Origin of the sequence: Dyadobacter sp. CY261 (assembly GCF_021440085.1) — a bacterium.
Lineage (GTDB): Bacteria > Bacteroidota > Bacteroidia > Cytophagales > Spirosomataceae > Dyadobacter.
Window position 1 is genome coordinate 28,685 of the sequence record NZ_JAKCPW010000021.1, and the last position, 18,721, is coordinate 47,405.

Sequence of the window (18,721 nt, forward strand, 5' to 3'; positions counted from 1 at the left end):
GAAAGGTTCTGGACAAACTTTTCTTCCCCTGTGCCCTTTATACATCGATTTCCCAGGAGGATCGCAATGGACAAGGACCATGCGGACAGTATAGCTATTTCCGAAATTCTGGACAAGCTTCAAATCCAACCCCAGCATAGTGGCAAGGCAAAAGCGTTATACCACTCTCCGTTCAGCAAGGAGAAGCAGCCAAGTTTCTGGGTCTATTTCAAGACAAATACCTGGTATGACTATGCCATACCGGCGGGCGGCGATCTTCATGAGCTCGCCTGGCGATATTTAAGATTCGCCGGAGAGGCCTACACACCTGTTGATGTCGAGCGATGGATTGTTAATATGGCGAGGGGAGGGCTTCTAACCGAACAACTCGACAAAAGTATTTTCCCGCCCAACGAAGTAGACGGACCCTTCCTAACTGCCAAATCTGTAGAGCAAATCCGATTTATTGGCCTGATCAAATATCTTGAAGGCTTGGGCATCCCACTGTCGCTTGCCCGTCGGTACGCGACAGAGCTGAAAGTTTTCAACCACAAAACCGGCAAGACGTTTATCGCTATCGGTATCGAAAATGAAAACGGAGGGCATGAACTGCGCAATCCATTTTTCAACGGGTTTGTCCAGCAGCGAGGTATTACGTTTTTTCGGGGGAAACCCCCCCGCTCCAGTGGCATACATGTCTTCAAGGACATATTCGATTTTCTGTCGGTTCTTACTCAGCTAGATTGCCAGGCATGGGAGCACGACACAATCATCTTGCACGCCAATTCCAATGCGGCACTCGCAGCTCCGTATATTCAGCACTACGATTATAAGACCTTGTATACCTGGATGGACAATGACCCTGCTGGTCAAAGTACGACAAATGTCCTGCACGGCTTTGTCCGCAGCCAGCCTGGACTGGTGCATTTGAAAATGAACCGGGTCTATGAGGACTTTCTTTCTGTAAATGCCTGGCATGTCGCCCCAGAAACCAGGAAAAATCACCTGAAACTGTAACAGCATCTGTTGCCGGAAATATATCGTCACGGTCTCCGCAGGTCGGGGATGGAATTGTGTGACTATACCCGGCCCGCTCATTCCACCAACAAGAATTTTCCCCTGCCTTCGGCATTCCTCGCGCGTCAAAATTCTTGCCGGTTCATTCGCTTAAAGCCGGGTTTTGGTCACTCACATCCCCCAACCTGCGGAGAGATTACTATGACTTTACATTCCCATTCACACATATCCGAAAAACAAACCAATGGACAGCCAGCTGGCGATATTTATTCTCGGGTCACCAACAAGATTCTGGCCGACCTTGAAAAAGGGGAATTGACCTGGCGCAAACCCTGGAGCAACGAACATCTGGCCGGATCGATTACCGTTCCCAAACGCTGGAACGGCATTCCCTATACCGGAATCAACATCATTGTCTTGTGGGCAACTGCGGCAGAACAAAGCTATGCATTACCGCATTGGATGACATTCAAGCAGGCCGTAGACATGAAAGCCAGTGTCCGCAAGGGTGAGAAGGGTACCCAAGTCGTTTATGCTGACAGTCTTGTTAAAGAAGAGGAAAACGACAAAGGCGAACTTGAAGAAAAACGTATTCCATACCTGAAGGCTTACACGGTCTTCAACGCATCGCAAATCGACGGTTTGCCGGAGAGCTACTACGAAACTCCTGCGGTTAGAAAAGATGGGTCTGCTCAGCGCATAGCAAAGCTGGAAGAATTCTTCGCTAGCACCAAAGCTGAAATTCATACTGGTACCAAGGCGGTGTATAACCAAACCGCCGATAAGATCCAGATGCCTCCGTTTGCAAGCTTCGGTAGTCCGCTAGACTATTACAGCACGTTGGCGCATGAGCTTACGCACTGGACAAAACATCCTACGCGCCTGAACCGTGACTTTGGGCGGAAGCACTTTGGTGATGATGGTTATGCCAAAGAAGAGTTGGTGGCAGAATTAGGGGCTTGTTTCCTTGGTGCAGCGCTGGATTTTGAACCGATGCCTGAAGAGCAACATGCAGCTTACATTCAGTCTTGGTTGAAGGTGTTGAAGGATGACAAGCGTTTTATCTTCTCGGCAGCATCTCATGCTCAAAAAGCGGTTGAATATTTGAGTAAGCCTCAATTGGTTATATAGGCAGAGCATAACAACCTCTCGTAACCCAGGGAAGTGCACGAAGATCCCGTACGTCATTATTCCGTTTGTTGACATGGCTTAGGGTCATCTTATTCTATCGGCTCAGTATTCTCAAAAATATCATGTATCCTGAGAGAATATCTAATGAATATTCATTTCACGAATTCATAGTTAGGAACGAAGTTAGGGAACGTCGTATTCGAAAAAATATTTAGCATATATTCACTATCATTATTATGAAGTATAAACGATTTTGGAAATTTTCTTACCCAACTATCATCTAAAAAATTAATTCTGTTCGACTGCCTGATCCTATACATTCTAGGATCTATGTACGTCTCCGTGAGCTCCTCACCATCGACCTCGTCGACATAGTCATCAACATTTCCCATCATTCTATCCAGCTTATACCAAGCTATATCGTTCTCGTTTCTAAGGCTATCAATCCTAATTTTATCTGTTTTAATTCCTTTTATATAAAACGATAGGATGTTTCCTTTCTGATTTACTCCTAATTCTTCATTACCCACAAACCTGTTTCTGTGAAATATTTTCCCCCTTTTTTCTAAAAAAAAATGCGCTACCTGACAGTTAAACTCAAAATCTTCTCTATTTGACATTCTTTTTATATTTCCATAGATAACACTTGGGCTGCGACCCAACGTGCGCGACGCTACTCTATTCATTCCGTCAAGTAAAGCCTGTCCAAGATTATCTCCAATTGATGCAAATATTTGCCTATTAGTATTTAAGAGCAAATCTATTCCCCTGTTTCTTGCAGCAACGCTTAGTCTCATATCGAACAAGTCATGGTTCTGGTCATAAATCGACTGGATAAAATCTATTTCCTCCATTTTCCTTGATTTTACCAGTTGTGACAAGAGTACCTGATCTATACTAAACAATGATGACAAAACATAGCCGGAACCATCATTCAAATTTATCGCCCGTTCCAACGCTGACAATTTCTCCATAACATCCTGACCAGGGCTCGAAGTGGCTAGTTTGCTTATGGCATCTGCTAAATCTCGCCGATTTCTTTGAATCTGAGCGCTGTCATTTAAAATCCTTGCCTTATCTATCTGAACGGTCTTCTCTTTTTCTATCGATATTTTCGATTCCAATTCATCGTTATTTCTCTTCGTAATTTGCTTTGCCAAATCCAGCTCATATCTCTTTTGTCCCGTCATAGCCTCGATGCTCCTCAAAGTCTGGCCTTCTATACGTTCCTGAATTGCAGCCAAATTTTGCTTTTCTTTCTGCAATTCAATCTCCTTTGTAACTAAGCTTACTTTCTCAGCAGACAGGACCTTAATTGCTTGGAGTTCATTGTCACTTTTAATGGCCTCCTGCTCCTTTTGCTTGGTTTCCTCCCGTTTTTCAGAAATTTCATCCTCTCTATGATCATTGTACAACTGGATACCCCCATACACCATTCCGGAAATGGCCACTAGTACGGCAACTAGCTCACCCACTAGCTTGATTTTCCTTAGTTTGGCATTATCCTGATTACCTGCATCAGAGCTATCGGCATTTGATGCAGGAATTGAAGTATTTTCCATAGATGTCCGAAGTTTTCAACAAGAGCTTTTTTAAGTATCACAATGATGCGTAGAAATTGGTATTTTCTGAACTAGCTAGCCGACAATAACATGATCCCTCTCTGTCCGGAGATTTCCGAATACGTCACCTTTCACCCAAATTTCATTTCGTTTCAAGTGCCGTATGCTAGCTCAGCCGACTGTGTAACAAAACCTGAGATCGCGACAGTTGTCCTGTCGTCAATCACACAAATGCGGTACATTTCAGATATCCGACAGGGCGACCTGAGCGGAACATCTTTAAAGGCTTTGTTAAACCTAAGCTAGGCGACAATCTAACCGTTATTTCGAACAAACGGCGCGTGTACAATTCTTCGATGTTGTGGCCATGCCGTGCGCCTCCATTGGGTTGACACTAGGTTATTGCGTTTGAACACCCAGGCCTCCACGTACTCTAGAAGGTCGCTGTAGCGGCTCTATGATAGTTCACAAGATTTCCTCTTCCGATTTCCTTCCGCACTTTGACACCCGTTATCTCTCCACAGCTCCTGATTAACAATTACTTTGTCCCCTTACTTCATTTCTAACATAGTAATCACTTTTGAATCCTATGAATTATTGTCGACGGATCCCTCCCCCTAGTCATAGCACTCACATAATAGCCACCTTCGAGTTCCCTGCCAGGCTCCTCGCATCAATATATCAGTGCACTCAACGAAACCTTCTATGACGGCGTGGCATAAACGTCTCCGAGATTCATTATAATCCTTCTACCCGATTTCTACCCGTTCCAAATACAATTTCAGTGTTGCTAGGTTTCTATTAAACAATTTCGTTCCAGATTAATCGATTCCTGGCACCTACCTGTACTCTCATTTGAGCTTATAACATCATATGCCTGTTCTTAAAAATCCTGCAATAACCACTATCCGTAATCTCACTTTCACCACATAGTGCACCAGCTCTAATGTATTCACAGCCATAAGCACGTCAGGGCCGTTTCACGTTTGTCAATCCATCGTATATAACCCAGTCAGCCTGTCCCAATGAGTGAAAATCAACGAGCGTTAAGAGTTCGTAGAAACTCTCTAACAATGTCGATCTGTTGTATTCGTGCAGAATCCCGATAGTCCGTTGAGAAATTAAGTAATTGAGACTCGAGGTCTGGTATTAACACATTCAGCTGAGTCCTCTTGTCATTCAATACACTAAACGAGTTGGTATCAAAAGGACCCGGGACGCTTTGTGACCAACTTGGAATAATAATAGAACTGAAGCACATCAAGATAAGGAAGTTTTCATCTGCAAACACTGATGCAATTATCTGAAATAACCTTGGATTATGGCGGTATCTGATGTAGCTCCAAAACGTAAGCCTGTAAACAAAAATCCTGCAAACTCTCGCTAGGCAGCTTGGAATTGAATACACCTTTATGTGATATTGAGCTCTTTCAGACTACTTCCAATATCAGTGAATATAATATACAAATATTCAAATTTATTACCGGTAAATAATTGTTATACTAACGCGCACACTAAGGGTTCGCGTACTCACTACCTCAATTGCACTATCGGCTCTCAGATTTTCCCGTTTATGGGACTTCTCGAAAAAACACCAGACTTACAATTATTTAGCACCATCACCTCTTTGACGGACATGAACAATCGGACACAAGTATTGGTACGTCTCGGCTCCGGACAAAGCGTGAGAAAAGCATCAATACCCAACTTAGGCAATAAACCTGTCAGCAAGGGCGTGGTATCAGGCCTGCTGGTAACGACATGATCTTTTCCAGTTCGGCAGGATCGGTATGTTTATACAGGTAAGGGAAATCTCTGCTAAATTTTTTGAGCAATTGATAGCCGTTCCGTTTCGTGGCATTGCGAATATAATTTGCCTGAAAGGTAGCCGTCTCCCGCATTGCTATATAGTAGACCTCGTCCATGTCTGGGTTCAGCTGCATAAACCGTTCAAAATGTTGCAGGGAGATCGCAATCAATTTACACGGTTTATAGAAGTCATTGAAACCTCTGGGCCAGATCAAATTTGTCGATCAGAAAGCACAGCTCGCAGTGCAGATTGAAAATTGTGGTCTGGGGCCTATGATCATTGAAAGCCTTTCATTTTCGAAGGAAGGAAAGGTTTCTTTAAAAATTGATGAATATCTGGGTTTGGATAGCCGCTCATTTTTTTCGGAGGGCATTGATAGTGAAATCAAGAAGGTTTTGCCACCAAATGGCCAAATGGACGTTTTCGCGAAAAATGTAACTTCTTTGACTCCCGAAGAGATTGATTTGGTGAAAGGCAAATTGTCGGTTGTTGGTGTGAAGCTGGTGTATTGCGATATATACAACAATCGGTTTACTGCCGAACGTAGTTTGCAATGGTTTTCACGTCATCACTCACAGACAAGATTATTCAAACTCGATCCAGGAAATCGTCGTTAAACGGGACTGAATGGATTTTAGGCAATTTAGAATGGATGCGTCATCCGGCAGTTTGCCAAATACCAGATTTCTAAACTCCCGTGTGTAAGCATCTTTAATTTGATTCCATGTAATTTCCAGATCGCTGAATATCACAGCATCCATTGGATGTTTTCTGAGCCACTGATTATTATTCCGAAAGCTTTTAAAATCGTCTATTCCAACATCTGTCAACATTTTCTCAAATTCGGCGGATTGAAGGAATTGGGAATATTCTTCCAGTTGCAATAATTGATAAAGGTCGTAAATATGGCGTACTTTCTTCCGGAGATCCACTATGGGCGTGCCCGTATGGGAAAACCGGACAAGACTCATGATTTTTTCGCACGAAGTCCGTAACGGTGACAGAATCTGAACCGTAAATGGCAGCAGGTTATACTGTGCTGCTATTTGTTCTTGGTTTGCCTCCAGCATCATTTCGTCGACAAATGAAACGATAGTTTGTTCCCCATATGGCTCGTAATTTCCGAGCCATGTACTTTCGAGAACAATTACATCTCTTATTTGACCATAAGTGCCGGCGAATTCTTTTGGAAATAAGTGGGCCGTTTTCCTGTTCATGCCTCTTTTGTGTGTAAGTCCTTCCAGCTCGATCTCAGGCAGGACGGGCTCAATGGAAGCGCTTATTTTTTTGAGCTTGGTTTTAAGGCGGTTATCTGTTTCACCTTCCTTGCGAAGAACGACCAGATCGATATCTTCGGAAAAGCGTTCAATCTTTTTGAAGCATTTAGATAGAGCAGTGCCACCTTTGAAGATCGTCTCATCGCCAATTTCATTTTCGAAAATCGTAAAAAGTGCGTAGGTTACCCAGTAGTCTTTTTCAACATATATGGCGGGAATTCGCATGCGGTCCGCTGTTGCTTGAATTGCCTGCCGGAAGAGTGCTTTGTTTTCGTGCAGGTTCATTTGATATTCCACTTGTTCGTGTAATCGAGAACATGAGTAGCGCCTACGAGTTCATATTGCGTGATGGGATTCAGTGTAAGATAGAGAGCTTCTGATGCGGAATCCATACCTAGTTGATCCAGCAAGGCTCCGAGCAGTGCCCTGGAAGATGGCGGATACTTCAAGGCGAGTCGCATCATTCGTAACACTTCTTTCTCTGAATAAACCCTTAAAAGAGCTATGAGCCGTCTAAGTGCGGCTTCTAGAGAGGTATCGGGTATCTTTTTAATATACCGGATTGTATCCAGAATTTGAAGTAAGGGGATATTGTCTTTGGTTATGGTGTTCTTTTGTTTGACGAACGAAATGGTGTACCGTTCTCTTTGAAAGGGGGAGCGGATGTCATTTCTGCCGATTTGGATAATATTGCTGACCTGGGTTGTAAGGCCAAGCTTATTATAGATGCTTAGGCCCGTTAAATAGCCTATTGGCTTGCCGTTTTCTTCAAGAAGATCTTTTACAACTTGGCTGACATCAGGCAGTAATGTGCCAAATGGAGTTAGTTCCGGCTTGTAATATTTTCCTTTTGCCATCTTTGCGAGTTTACCCGCAAAAACCAATCGGTTGAGCGCCTTGATGACTGCCTCCCGCTTGTTGATATCATCAACAAGACTCTCATAGGTGAATATATGGCCGTAGGGCAATCTGCTTACGGTAAGAGTAACATAATCAGAGGTTTTCATACAGCAAGTATACTGTAAATGACGGAAATTGTCCAGTTTTTTGTAAAAAAAAACTGGACATACTTAATTTGGAATACATTGGCGTCGCAAAAAGCATTTAAAGAGCAGTATAGATCAATGCTTTTACCGAATACCTATGAGTCAATCAATATCGTGAAGGATTCCATATTGCGGACGTCAAAGCCAGTAGTAGGAGGAATGTACGGGTAATGGTCAATCATGCATATACTCTGAACGTTGCAAGGCAAAATGAATGAAATCTTAGAAATCGTGGAAAATGTGAGTTAGTAAAGTCGATGAATGAAATAAGTCTGCGGATCCGCATGTATTGATCCTTGCACCTGAAGAATTCACAAAAAGATAACAAATCAAGAAGGCATTTGGGTGAAATTTTGAAGACCTTATGACTGAGTAATAATGGAGTCGGTAAGTTCAAACAACTGTGATGTGATCTTTTATTTTCGTCAAAACCATCCTTCGGGACACATGCTCAAAATTAGAAACGAGACATGCTTTTGTAGCCTGAGGTCACATGTGCATAAACGACCGTATTATTTACTACTTTTAACCTAATTTCCGACTAACGATATTACTATGAAAAGATCTACTTTTTTGTTCCTAATGACTAACTTGATTGCATGTGTAACTTCTGTGGCTCAAGTACCGCAGAATTGGAACTACGGATTGAATGCCGAATATTCGTTCGAGAAATTTGATCAAACATTCAATCATCTTGCGGGCGATTTGCCAGATGAGCGGGGTTCTGCCAGATCAGCTTATGCCATCGGCGGTGGTTTTTGGTTTGAACGGCGTTTTAATCGTATAGCATCGCTATATTCCAAGTTAAGTTTTCATTCCTTGCAAGTTAACGACCAACTCCTTCAGTACTCAATAAGTAAGGTTGGAGGAGGTAAACAATATCGAGAATGGCATAATTCGCTCGCATTGGCAGTAGCTGGACGATTCTATCTGTCTCATGGAAAAAATGCCAAGATTTTTGTGGATGGAGGACTTAAAGCTGATAGAATCATTCGGTTCCGGCATCAATATGCTGATTTAGATTTTCATAGTTGGAATCCTGAAAGCTTCAATGCGCTGGTGCCTGCCTGGATTGGAGCAATAGGTGTTAAAATGGATCGATTTATTTTTTCTGCTGAGTATCAGGACTACTGGGGCGACGCACTGACAGACAAAGCAACCTTGTACGATCAATCTTCATTTATCCAAAGGCAAATTTCAAGGAAGAATATTTCCCTAAATTTAAGTTTTCAAATAAATAAGCCGGCAAAATAATCGACACTAACCATTATGAAGGCTTGACCTTCGATAATCAAAAGAGTTCTAACCAGGTCGAATTGAGAACGGCGTCAGAATACGTCTAGGTTTTGCACATTCCTCATAGTGAGGGATTTCTTGGTTACCTTACTTTTGGCATTATTGCTGACAGCTTTATTTCCTAGCTTTTAAATGGATAAACAAGGTCTAACCATTTTAATGTTAGCAATATTAGTCGTGTTGCATTTTCTTCTGGCCTCTTGCTTCGTTCGTACGTCTGGAATTATTTTGGTTCATCCATGCCGGCTTATCTGAATCAGTATTGTCTTATTGATAATTGCTTAGTTGTAGATAGGATTTCTATCTGGTTTATATATTAAACAAATAGAACTGTAATATTTGCTTGTCGAATTGCGAGAATTTACAATGTCGTAAACTGCAGTTCGAACTTTTTTGTTTAATTGTGGTTACAAATAATTATTGCTTATCGAGTTGCAAATTTTTAATTGGAACCTTTAATTGAACAAATGACATGCGGGTATTTTATCTTCAAATTCTAGCCTTATTGGTGGGCGTTAAATTTTCGTCAGCTCAGATCGTGACGAAGAGTCTTGAAAGTTCAAAGATGGATCTGACTTCCGGCATATATGGAATCAATTATTCAGAGAATCCTGTTACACTGGTTGGTCCATCGCAAGAAGAAGTAAAACGATTACTTAAGGAAGACAGCGCAGGTATAGAATCAAAAGGGTACCGCATTGCAACTCTAATACAAGCGAAGCTAGACGTTGCAAAAGATGCTAAATGGGTGGTGCGAGGTGACACGGCATATGGGAGATTTGCTATCGACCTTCCTAAGGCTACGACAGTAAGTATTAGCTTCGAGAGATTCTGGCTTCCCAGACATTGTGAGCTACATATTTACAACGGAAAGGGAACCGTTGCAGGGCCTATCACAAGCAATGAAAATAAGGCAGACTTGAAGTGGGGTAGTCCTATTTTTAACGGCGGAAAAATTTGGATTGAAATTAAACTTCCTTTGCGAGAGAGGCCTGAGCTTCAGCTTATTATCGGTAGTGCGGCCTTCGGGTATAAGTCAATTAGTAAGGTATTTGGATTTGGAGATTCTGCGAATTGTCAGGATAATAAAAATGTTTTATGCTATGGCTATTCGGTTCAACGAAATGCGATCTGTCTCATCCTTTCCGGTAATGGTACTGCGATCTGTTCCGGATCATTAGTAAATAACACATGTAACGACAACAAACCATATGTCCTAACGGCGAACCATTGCGCACTTGCCGAAGGTTTTAATACCTGGAGATTTATTTTCCAGTATTGGAGCCCACAATGTGATCCAACGCAGGACGCAAATAACTATCTGACATTTAATGGTGCCACGTTCCGCGCAAACGGGATTACGTCAGACTTCCTGCTTTTGGAATTGTTTTCCCAACCAAGTGGGTTATTTGGGTCTTCAGCGCTGACTTACTTAGGTTGGGATCGATCCACACTGCCCACTTCTAATGTAGCAACTCTTCACCATCCGTCCGGTGACGTAATGAAAGTTGCAAAAAGTACTAATGCTACTTTCAGCTCCCAGAGCGCTTGGGTCGATGGGGCACTTGTCGACAATAGCCACTGGGGAATTCAGTGGACTTTGGGAGCTACCGAAGGTGGGTCTTCTGGTGGGCCGCTGTTAAATCAGAATAACTTAATAATTGGACAATTGCATGGCGGTACCTCGGTATGTGAGCCGTCGCAGGGAGGAGTCGACTGGTATGGCAAATTTGATTGGTCATGGACAGGAAACGGAACAAATGGAACAAGGCTCAGTAATTGGCTTGACCCCAAAACGGCGAATCCGACGACAATGAATGGAATAGGGGTACACTATCTTAGCGGCCCCGATTTGATCTGCTCTTCTGGAAATTTTAGTATTGTCAATCTTCCTGCTGGAATGTCAGTAACGTGGTCATCGAGTAATTCCTCAGGTTTAACGATTACTTCAAGCGGCGTTGCGACACGTGTCAATAATTACAGCGGACCAATTACCATCACAGCGACAATAAATTTATCTGGCTGTGTGGCGCTCACGAAAGTAAAAAATATTTGGGTCGGATCACCGGTCCTAACGTATATGACTTATGGTGTAACAGGGACAAGTGCAGGGTCGTCTGTACTCTCGGTAAATAATGTAAATGCATCTCCATTCTTTTACTGGGTAAGAACAAATATCATCAGTGGTAGTACAACATGGAGTGTGACCCCTTCTATCAATGGTTACGTTAGTGACAGTCATGAGTATACCTTTTCATTGAATTCTGGCCAGCAAGCTGATTTCAACATTAATACTACTAATTCGTGCGGCAGTTCTTCACGCACCACTCGTTTTCGGAACACCTCAACCCTGTTATCCGTCTACCCAAATCCAGCTGAGGATGTTATTACGATAGAAGTGAATGGAGCTATGCCAAGCAAAATAGAATTATACAGCGAAGAGTCTACCATGCCAATACATTCGGTTGAGACGTCAAAAATGGCTACGGGGCAGTCGGCAAGTAATTCAGTGTCGTTCAATGTAAGGGAACTTGCCAGAGGCAAATATTTTATACACGCTACCTATGCAAATTCCAAGACGATCGAAAAAATTCAAGTCCTATTGAAATAGGGCTTCATGGGTGATTGTGTGACCAAAAGCCGGGTGGCTCTACACCTGGCTTTTTTGGTGCTGTATTGACTATAGTAGCTCACTGGATTAGGAATTCATGTTGTTGTGAGCGGCCATGGAAGCGGAAGCGGGTATTTTTTCGTAGATTTGAGACACGATATGACACGGGTTTCACAATGTCTGTATAAACCTCACCTTATTTATTTCAAGGAATATCATCAAATTTGAAGCTTTAAGACGTATCTGCAACCATTATCATTAATTTAATTTTTATATGAGAAAATATTTTTGCGCTGGCTGTTTTGTTATTGGAGGGTTTGCCTTGTCATTGTTTTCATGCAGTGAAAGTGAGAAGGATATAGTGAAATCTAAGTCAATAATTGAAATTATATCAAGTAATCCGGAATTCACAACATTGAAGTCCATTATACAATATGCTGGCATGTCTGACACACTTGCTATCGGAACTTTCACAATGTTTGCGCCAAGCAATTCTGCGCTAGAGAAGATAAAAATAAGTGATGCATCGACAATTTTAAGAATGCCAAAAGATTCAGTAAAGTGGTTCGTCAAGTATCATTTACTTGGCAAACAATTGAACTATTCCGGATTTGAAAAGGGGCAGCTGACAAATATTAATAAACAAACGATCGCTGTGACAAAGGACGCAGAAAATAGTGATATATTGATTAACTTGAATCGGGTCGTAACTAAGGATGTTAGTGCTAGTAACGGGTTAATACAGGTCATAGATAGCGTTTTAATAAAAATTAAATAATATCCAATGCCATTGAAACTAATAAAGCCCACATTATCTTGTGGGCTTTATTAGTTTCTGGACGTTAATTTTTGTGCGAAACATTCAGAATGAAATATTAACTAATCATTTTCCTGTGTTTCATTCGATGAGCAGCCTTATTTTTTCCTTTTCCTTATTGACCATTTTTCCATGTACGATATGAAGGTAGTAAACACCTTTTGCTAACCCATGGGTGTCAATTTCAATTTTATTGTCATCTTTAAATAACTTTCTCTTGAAAACATCAATTGCCGATACAGTTTTTACTGGCGATGTTGATCTTTCCGAGAAAAGAGCAATGCTCTGTGGCATTACATCTTCGTTTTCTACATTTTCCAATTCAATTGTGATTGTGTTCTGAGTCGAGGGGTTGGGAAAAATTGTCAATGCCTGAGAGCAGCTGATGGACCTAAATCCGAAAAATTTTGTCGTATTCCCGCAAATATTTGAATAATTCACGCTGAACAGTCCTTGTTGATTTACTGCTTTAAAGGTAACATCCAACCCCCCGTATTGATTTGGTGCCCACGGCATATTGGCGGGAGTGGAAGATATTTTGGTCCAAGTTGTACCAGTTGCTCTTAAATAGTTGACTTTTGATATTGCCGGTGAGGAAGGGCCTGTGTAACAAAAAGCATTTGGGTAAGGTGGATCTTCTGATTCCGCGAGGCCATATGTTAAACCATTTGTTTCATACCAACCACTGCTCAATGCGGGCGGGCCAAAATACACGTTTCTCGTTTCAACATTGTCGCTTGAAACTCCGCATACAGAGTTGTAAGCACGGACAGAGTACGTTCCATCAGAGGTGGCAGAAATTGTAGCATGTACTTCCCCGGTGGAAGCATTTGAAGTGATTATGGTACCTGATTGGCCATTTACTTTGACACCCCCTGTGGTGGTCCAGATGAAAGCGTCCGACCCGTATGGTGGATAGTATTCGGATGTAGCAGTAACGTTAAGCGATTGGGACGTATTGCAGAAAACTGCCTGTGCGGCTTCTAATTCATCCAGTTTAGGAGTTTCGCGGTAGACATTAAATAGTTCGCTATTAGTAGTGAAACTCGGCACATCGGACCGACTTGCTAAAACCCTGATACCTCCGGATAAATTTGCAGTGGTGGTGACACTAACAGTTTGACCATTATAGTTTCCCCACGGTGTTACCCACTGATAATTGGTTGCGTTTGTTACTGGATCTACCGACAAGGTAATATTGGTGCCAACACATGAAACTGAGACGGAGCCCGACTGAGTCACACCATTGACTTTTATAGAGCCAGGAGTTCCCAGGTACTTAATATTTATATCTTTTTCTGCCGTCAAACCGGGGCAGTCTGAGCATCCAGTAATACTTGATGCACTTGATGTTACCTTTACTTTACCTGGGCTGTTTACATTATTCCATTGCACCGTGATAGCATTTAGCTGATCTGCTTCAAGTTGCCCGGGAGATGTTGGTAATGCGCCGACAATTTTCCCATTTGTAACTTCCCATTTAAACCTACATGAAGCGCCAGAGAATCCACAATTTGCATACGGCGCAATCACCGCAACGTAAACATGTCCCTGGCCATTTGGGCGGCCATCGAAACTGTTCGCTACCGGAGCAGTACAACCGATTGTTAAAGTTGGATTTTGCCCATAGGTCAAATTAGAAATCAATAAGAGAATGACTGAAATGATGACGTATTTAACTTTCATGCTGATAAAGGTTAAAAATGATAAGAGACATTTAAAAATCGAAGTGGGTAAAATGATATCGATAGCTGTTTATCTTCTCCTTGTTTAATATTTAAATGGTTGAACTGACTTTGAACGAAGTATTCCATAGATAGAGCCATTTCCATTGAAACTGACAATCTGGGTATAATTTTATACTTCACTCCAAAAAATGGGGTTAGCGAAATTTTGTTATTTTTTGCAACGCCAACATTGATGTAACTGTTGTCTGCAAAGTAATGCCCATATCCGATGTCTGAACCATAGAATATTTGATGTTTATCGTAGCTCTTATGAAATTCGTACCCAATTCGTAAGTTTAGGTTTCCAGTTTTAAATTTGAATTTTGAACTTGGTGGCTGAGGTATGGTATCAAATTGAGAAGAATTATTTTCTCTGTTTGAGAAATAAGAGGTTCCAAGTTGTGCTCTGAGTGCTCCCTTTTCCCAAGATCCGTAACGTAGCATTACGGTAGCTTCGCCATTTGAAAAAAGCTGATACAGATCAATACTTAAATCATATTTATAGAGCGGTGTTTTTTTTTCATTATTCGGTTCTTCTTGTGCAACTGAATTTGTTGACAAGAGCAGACAAAGAACAACTATTGCGTACTTGTACGAATCGGTAACTTTCATAAATATTGGATAATAGGAATGCGTTACGCCCCGAGGTGTTTCTAGCGAAATACAAAAAGTGTAGGATGCTTATGGAGATAATACCTCTATTGTAATAGAAATATTGCTACAATGTTATGTCGAATTTTTTAATAAACAAGGGAGTTATTGTAAATATTTTTTCGGTTACAAATTACTATATTTATCACAACTTTATGTTTGCCCCGTACCATTTGGGCCTCACTTTGCAACATCCGCATGGCACAGCATTTACTCACTGTATCGTGGACATAGTCTGATTGCTAGTAAAACTCGGCGTATCTATTAGCAAAAACATGCCGCAAGCTCATTAGAGAATCATGAACGGTGAGAAGAATGAATTTTCAATTGGATGGATATCTCGCTGCGATTGTAGAATTAATCTAATGGCAGGAGGTCCTGAATTTTTTTGTTACGCAAAGATCACCTGACGGCTTCGCTTCACTTTGGGGAGCTGTTACCGTCTTTTGCTGACATCATTAACAAAGAAAGAAGATTGATGATAACTGGTCAAAACGCCCCCCCCAAAATAATGTTCCGTTACATAAAATGCAGATCACTCTACCGCTAGGAGCGGATCATTTTCCCTAAGGGCTTGAAGCTCCTGTGGCCTTTTCCATTATGGAGATGCGCTTTGGGGGTGGAGATCCCAAGGCAGATCCGTATCAACAGTCTCAACTTAGATCTGATTTTGAAGCGCCGATGGACGAATAACGCCTGTTGGTCGGGGAGACTGGTACAGTAAGGCTTAAAATTTTTATGTGTCGGACATTATCAATGGATGCAACCTTCCAGTCAGCCAGCTTTTGTTTAAATTGTATCAACTCATTCAGTGCGAGAGCCCTGGCTTATGGGGCCATTGATGCACCTTTTGTCTGGGTTGCAGAGAGAAAGTCCCGGACTTATGCTAGACCTTTCATCACACTTTTAGCGGTGGAAATTTCGACGCTTCGGGTATTTGATTCCACTTAGCTTAACGTAGGCAAGTAAATCTTCTTTGATTTGTCTGTCGATATATGCTGTCAGCATAGCTCAACGCATAGGATGACGCTTATCCCTGATTTTTTTACTGCATAAAAAAACCATCTGCGACTCCGCTACGCTTCGGGGAGCTGTCCTGTGCTTACGAGCTATTTTGCTGCCATCATCAACAACAAAACAAAGGAGATTTGCTGATGACAACTGAAAGCCAAACCGAAAAGAAATACCCGACCCACAACCTGTACTTCCTGACCGATAAGAAAGGCAGCGACAATAAAGACTGGAACAAAGTCGGGGCTGCCTGGATTCACGCAGACGGAGAGGGATTCAGTATCTCGCTCGATCTGATGGGCCAGAAAATCCCGCTGACGATGCGCAAATACAAGCCAAAAGAAAACTAAACCCAAAGCCGGGCAGAGCAATCTGCCCGGCTTTCATTTTTCAAGGAACAAGGAGAAAATTCATGCCCATATCAAAATGCGACACTTGTGATGGAGACTTCCATTGGAACTGGGAGGAAGCGTTCGATAAATTCGGCTTCGGCGATGGCGACGGACATGTCGAAACATGGACGGTTGAAGCCGCTTTGACCGAAGCAGGTTTCGAAGCCAGAGTAATTGGGGACGGACTACACAACGCGATAATTGTTTCAATTAAGAAGGAAGGCATCGAGCAAATTCCAGAAACGGCCAGGATCGGTTACGATAATCCGCGAGACTTTCTCCCGCGCCTGATTGTCCGGCTTCTCGACAAATGTTTCCCTTCCGATAACCCTTATACATTTTAGACCTTATGATGGGCCGGAAACGGCCCATCATTTTGAAATCCAGACGGTTCATTCCGGTTTTGCCACCTGTATCTCAATGACGATACTTTCGCGTGGATCACCTTCGGTTATATACCTGGGGTCTACGGCCTGGATAACCCGGGGACGATGATCGCGCAGCTGTATAAAGAGCGGCTCCAGCATGTAACCTTTCAATGAGACAAGGTATCCCGAAAAATTCAGGATAATTTCATTGAGGTCACGACCAGGATAGAATTCGGCGGGAAGCAGATAGGCATAGTTGAATAATATCTGCCTGCCATCTTGCCAGATCAGGCACAAATTACGAACTGAGCCGTCTGTTTCGTAAAATGCATGATCCGAGATGGGCTGTTCCCGCTCGGCCTGCGGCTCGGCTTCCGGCTCCGGCTGTGGCCGGGCCGGGTTGCCTTCGCGGAGCTGGTCGTATCGCAATTTAAATCCTTGGCTCATGGTCCTTGGTTTTAGTTACGCGGATAGGTTTGTGGATATCGATAGGTTCCTTTTCCTTTTGAAGGGGACGTTTTTCCATCTGTTCGCGCACATGCTGCATAGCAGCTTCCCGTGCTCCGACGATCAGCTCAATCGCTGATTTGCGGTCGCTGATTTTTTTGGCATGTTCGAGCAGCGCATCCTTATAGTCGGTATAAATCCTGATACGCTCCCGCCCACGCGATACAGACACATATATTTGTTTAGCATCCGTTGCTCCGAAGGTCGCGGAGGGCTGATGTAGAAATACCTCATCTGTCGTTCTGCCCTGTGATGAATGCGAAGTAACACAATAGGCATGAGCCAGATGTCCGAAATTCTGATCGAGCCTGTAAGCCGCTTTGCTGACCGGATTGTGCAGGGCAATAGCACCTGATTTCCTGACTGAACTGACCTGCAATATCTGACCATTATTCAGCCGTTTTTTCTGATTGTCGAACCCGTTGCGGGTGATCCGGATGAGATCACCTTTGGCAAGTGCTATCTTGCTCTCCCTGTAAATATCATAGGAGTCACTATGTTCCGTAGGGAGTGGGATAATTTCATCATCCCCTTCCTTTCTAATGAAGACGTTGTGGTCTGTACTACTGGTGATTGTCCAGATACTACCGCGACCGATCCCGGCGCGGTTCTGGTTGAATTGTACTATATGCCCTTGTTGCAGATTGCGCCAATCCGCTTTTTGCGCGGTAGTCAGGTTCAAAACGACGAACTGTTTTGCCTCGACCTGTTTTTTGCCAAGATGTCCGGATTCCTGAAGATTTTGCCGAATCGATTTTGTGATCTCATGACCCTGCTCATGCGTTGGGGATATAACCAGCGCTGATTTCCCGCTCCGGATAGTTTCCGCATAATCGTCTATCAATTGCGTATTGGGGCCGAGTGGGTCGATTTCTTTGATCGCTCCGGCATCGTCCAATTTTTGAAAAGCTTGCGCGACATTCCCTCTTGATAAATCTTCAACGATAGATCGATAAGCCTCGCCCTTTTGTCGATAAATCTTGCTGACCTCGGCGGATTTTATCCCGCCCACGGTGTTCAGGATACGCAACGCGTCGCCTCGGGCAACACTAGCGTGTTGCCTGGTGTCTCCTCCTAGTATCAACCGGGCATTCTGCCGGTGTGCCAGATCAATCAGTCCAGACATGTCGCGAGTACCGAGCAGCCCCGCTTCGTCAACCCACAGCACCTGGTTTTTAAGCCTGTCCTGCATCTTCTTATCGGCCAGCAGCTGTGCCACGGTCTCGACCTTGTCAAAGCCTTCGTCTTTGAGTACGCCGCGCGAGGCTTGCGAGGTTGGGGCGACGACCGTAACGGAAAGAAGAACTGGTGGCAGAACTGGGGCTTGCTTTCTCGGCGTGACGTTAGATTTTGAACCAATGCCTGAAGAGCAGCATGCCGCCTATATCCAGTCATGGTTGAAAGTATTAAAAGACGACAAACGGTTTATTTTTTCCGCCGCGTCACATGCTCAAAAAGCGGTTGAGTTCCTGTTTGCGCCCCAATAGGCAACTGGTTGAAACATCGATCATCGATATTG

17 protein-coding genes are annotated in these 18,721 nt (G+C 43.0%); 9 read left to right on the top strand and 8 right to left on the bottom strand.

The features are described 5' to 3' along the window. Positions 1–66: 66 nt before the first annotated feature. Both LZD49_RS32290 and LZD49_RS32295 read left to right on the top strand, forming a co-directional pair. Positions 67–996 carry a hypothetical protein gene (locus LZD49_RS32290; protein WP_234672376.1) on the top strand — a complete coding sequence of 310 codons (930 nt, stop codon included), beginning with the start codon at positions 67–69 and terminating at the stop codon, positions 994–996. 201 nt (positions 997–1,197) lie between these two features. Beyond that, on the top strand, positions 1,198–2,127 hold the full coding sequence (locus LZD49_RS32295; protein WP_234672378.1) for an ArdC family protein: 930 nt from the start codon (positions 1,198–1,200) through the stop codon (positions 2,125–2,127). A 152-nt stretch (positions 2,128–2,279) separates the two neighbouring features. Here the strand turns inward: LZD49_RS32295 and LZD49_RS32300 are convergent, their stop codons facing one another. Both LZD49_RS32300 and LZD49_RS32305 read right to left on the bottom strand, forming a co-directional pair. Beyond that, positions 2,280–3,689: a hypothetical protein gene (locus LZD49_RS32300; protein WP_234672380.1), complete on the bottom strand. Its 1,410-nt coding sequence runs from the start codon at positions 3,687–3,689 to the stop codon at positions 2,280–2,282. Positions 3,690–5,413: 1,724 nt separating this feature from the next. Beyond that, on the bottom strand, positions 5,414–5,632 hold the full coding sequence (locus tag LZD49_RS32305; protein WP_234672382.1) for a hypothetical protein: 219 nt from the start codon (positions 5,630–5,632) through the stop codon (positions 5,414–5,416). A 139-nt stretch (positions 5,633–5,771) separates the two neighbouring features. Here LZD49_RS32305 and LZD49_RS32310 point away from each other — a divergent pair, with 139 nt between their 5' ends. Next, complete coding sequence (locus LZD49_RS32310; RefSeq protein WP_234672384.1) at positions 5,772–6,116, top strand: hypothetical protein; 345 nt, start codon at positions 5,772–5,774, stop codon at positions 6,114–6,116. Here LZD49_RS32310 and LZD49_RS32315 read toward each other — a convergent pair. Both LZD49_RS32315 and LZD49_RS32320 read right to left on the bottom strand, forming a co-directional pair. Continuing rightward, the gene (locus tag LZD49_RS32315) at positions 6,084–7,061 is read right to left on the bottom strand and encodes a nucleotidyl transferase AbiEii/AbiGii toxin family protein (protein WP_234672386.1); all 978 of its coding nucleotides are present in this window, start codon (positions 7,059–7,061) and stop codon (positions 6,084–6,086) included. The genes LZD49_RS32310 and LZD49_RS32315 overlap by 33 nt on opposite strands. After that, positions 7,058–7,783: a DUF6088 family protein gene (locus LZD49_RS32320; RefSeq protein ID WP_234672388.1), complete on the bottom strand. Its 726-nt coding sequence runs from the start codon at positions 7,781–7,783 to the stop codon at positions 7,058–7,060. Before LZD49_RS32320 ends, LZD49_RS32315 begins: the two co-directional genes overlap by 4 nt. 594 nt (positions 7,784–8,377) lie before the next feature. On the opposite strand from LZD49_RS32320, the gene LZD49_RS32325 reads away from it, so the two are divergent. From LZD49_RS32325 to LZD49_RS32335, 3 genes are all read left to right on the top strand, one after another. After that, positions 8,378–9,076, top strand: a complete 699-nt coding sequence (locus LZD49_RS32325; RefSeq protein WP_234672390.1) for a hypothetical protein — start codon at positions 8,378–8,380, stop codon at positions 9,074–9,076. A gap of 514 nt (positions 9,077–9,590) precedes the next feature. Further along, positions 9,591–11,729, top strand: coding sequence for a T9SS type A sorting domain-containing protein (locus tag LZD49_RS32330; protein ID WP_234672392.1), 2,139 nt, complete (start codon positions 9,591–9,593; stop codon positions 11,727–11,729). Between the two features lie 274 nt (positions 11,730–12,003). Then, the gene (locus LZD49_RS32335) at positions 12,004–12,507 is read left to right on the top strand and encodes a fasciclin domain-containing protein (protein WP_234672394.1); all 504 of its coding nucleotides are present in this window, start codon (positions 12,004–12,006) and stop codon (positions 12,505–12,507) included. Between the two features lie 120 nt (positions 12,508–12,627). Here LZD49_RS32335 and LZD49_RS32340 read toward each other — a convergent pair whose 3' ends face one another. Beyond that, positions 12,628–14,232, bottom strand: a complete 1,605-nt coding sequence (locus LZD49_RS32340) for a T9SS type A sorting domain-containing protein (RefSeq protein ID WP_234672396.1) — start codon at positions 14,230–14,232, stop codon at positions 12,628–12,630. An 11-nt stretch (positions 14,233–14,243) separates the two neighbouring features. Then, positions 14,244–14,885: a hypothetical protein gene (locus tag LZD49_RS32345; protein WP_234672398.1), complete on the bottom strand. Its 642-nt coding sequence runs from the start codon at positions 14,883–14,885 to the stop codon at positions 14,244–14,246. A gap of 1,193 nt (positions 14,886–16,078) precedes the next feature. On the opposite strand from LZD49_RS32345, the gene LZD49_RS32350 reads away from it, so the two are divergent. After that, positions 16,079–16,285, top strand: a complete 207-nt coding sequence (locus LZD49_RS32350; protein ID WP_234672399.1) for a hypothetical protein — start codon at positions 16,079–16,081, stop codon at positions 16,283–16,285. A 62-nt stretch (positions 16,286–16,347) separates the two neighbouring features. After that, positions 16,348–16,671 carry a hypothetical protein gene (locus LZD49_RS32355; RefSeq protein ID WP_234672400.1) on the top strand — a complete coding sequence of 108 codons (324 nt, stop codon included), beginning with the start codon at positions 16,348–16,350 and terminating at the stop codon, positions 16,669–16,671. A 48-nt stretch (positions 16,672–16,719) separates the two neighbouring features. Here the strand turns inward: LZD49_RS32355 and LZD49_RS32360 are convergent, their stop codons facing one another. Both LZD49_RS32360 and LZD49_RS32365 read right to left on the bottom strand, forming a co-directional pair. Then, positions 16,720–17,142, bottom strand: coding sequence for a hypothetical protein (locus LZD49_RS32360; protein WP_234672402.1), 423 nt, complete (start codon positions 17,140–17,142; stop codon positions 16,720–16,722). After that, on the bottom strand, positions 17,126–18,562 hold the full coding sequence (locus tag LZD49_RS32365) for an AAA family ATPase (RefSeq protein ID WP_310590520.1): 1,437 nt from the start codon (positions 18,560–18,562) through the stop codon (positions 17,126–17,128). Before LZD49_RS32365 ends, LZD49_RS32360 begins: the two co-directional genes overlap by 17 nt. Between LZD49_RS32365 and LZD49_RS32370 the strand changes: the two genes are divergently transcribed. Next, the gene (locus LZD49_RS32370) at positions 18,450–18,689 is read left to right on the top strand and encodes a zincin-like metallopeptidase domain-containing protein (RefSeq protein ID WP_234672404.1); all 240 of its coding nucleotides are present in this window, start codon (positions 18,450–18,452) and stop codon (positions 18,687–18,689) included. The genes LZD49_RS32365 and LZD49_RS32370 overlap by 113 nt on opposite strands. Positions 18,690–18,721: the final 32 nt, after the last annotated feature.

What these genes read in the sequence shown, in the direction of transcription:
- LZD49_RS32325 (WP_234672390.1), top strand. Translation starts at nt 8,378, where the DNA reads ATGAAAAGATCTACTTTTTTGTTCCTAATGACTAACTTGATTGCATGT.
- LZD49_RS32335 (WP_234672394.1), top strand. Translation starts at nt 12,004, where the DNA reads ATGAGAAAATATTTTTGCGCTGGCTGTTTTGTTATTGGAGGGTTTGCC.
- LZD49_RS32345 (WP_234672398.1), bottom strand. Translation starts at nt 14,885, where the DNA reads ATGAAAGTTACCGATTCGTACAAGTACGCAATAGTTGTTCTTTGTCTG.
- LZD49_RS32305 (WP_234672382.1), bottom strand. Translation starts at nt 5,632, where the DNA reads ATGCAGCTGAACCCAGACATGGACGAGGTCTACTATATAGCAATGCGG.
- LZD49_RS32310 (WP_234672384.1), top strand. Translation starts at nt 5,772, where the DNA reads ATGATCATTGAAAGCCTTTCATTTTCGAAGGAAGGAAAGGTTTCTTTA.
- LZD49_RS32320 (WP_234672388.1), bottom strand. Translation starts at nt 7,783, where the DNA reads ATGAAAACCTCTGATTATGTTACTCTTACCGTAAGCAGATTGCCCTAC.
- LZD49_RS32300 (WP_234672380.1), bottom strand. Translation starts at nt 3,689, where the DNA reads ATGGAAAATACTTCAATTCCTGCATCAAATGCCGATAGCTCTGATGCA.
- LZD49_RS32340 (WP_234672396.1), bottom strand. Translation starts at nt 14,232, where the DNA reads ATGAAAGTTAAATACGTCATCATTTCAGTCATTCTCTTATTGATTTCT.
- LZD49_RS32330 (WP_234672392.1), top strand. Translation starts at nt 9,591, where the DNA reads ATGCGGGTATTTTATCTTCAAATTCTAGCCTTATTGGTGGGCGTTAAA.
- LZD49_RS32360 (WP_234672402.1), bottom strand. Translation starts at nt 17,142, where the DNA reads ATGAGCCAAGGATTTAAATTGCGATACGACCAGCTCCGCGAAGGCAAC.
- LZD49_RS32315 (WP_234672386.1), bottom strand. Translation starts at nt 7,061, where the DNA reads ATGAACCTGCACGAAAACAAAGCACTCTTCCGGCAGGCAATTCAAGCA.
- LZD49_RS32295 (WP_234672378.1), top strand. Translation starts at nt 1,198, where the DNA reads ATGACTTTACATTCCCATTCACACATATCCGAAAAACAAACCAATGGA.
- LZD49_RS32350 (WP_234672399.1), top strand. Translation starts at nt 16,079, where the DNA reads ATGACAACTGAAAGCCAAACCGAAAAGAAATACCCGACCCACAACCTG.
- LZD49_RS32355 (WP_234672400.1), top strand. Translation starts at nt 16,348, where the DNA reads ATGCCCATATCAAAATGCGACACTTGTGATGGAGACTTCCATTGGAAC.
- LZD49_RS32290 (WP_234672376.1), top strand. Translation starts at nt 67, where the DNA reads ATGGACAAGGACCATGCGGACAGTATAGCTATTTCCGAAATTCTGGAC.